The 263-nt window shown below is 47.9% G+C and carries 1 protein-coding gene; it reads left to right on the top strand.

What is annotated here, in order from left to right; translation table 11 throughout:
* Positions 1–16: 16 nt before the first annotated feature.
* Positions 17–263 (top strand): hypothetical protein (locus tag AC1RPN_RS09030; RefSeq protein ID WP_481763430.1); only part of this gene is annotated, 247 nt, incomplete at its 3' end.

Below are 263 nucleotides of genomic sequence, written 5' to 3'. Positions count from 1 at the left end.
GCAAATGGGGTAAAACATGAGTACGCCATATCAAGAAATCTATAAGTATCAGGTGGATTGGCCCTCGACGGACTCAACAGAAAACAGGCGTCTTGGGTATCGCTACCCGCGCAGTATTCTGCTGCCTCCATATCTAGCGGCTAATCCATACTACGTGGATTACACAAATGCCATCGACAATGTGTTCGAGGGACAAGTCGATATCAAGACCGAGATTTTGCAGAATCTGCGTAACATGTGGGTGACTAATCCCCCGCTCGAAC

The sequence above is a fragment of the Dellaglioa sp. CoH-57-MRSF-20 genome (genome assembly GCF_056781955.1).
This window is presented reverse-complemented; position numbering and strand designations above follow the sequence as displayed.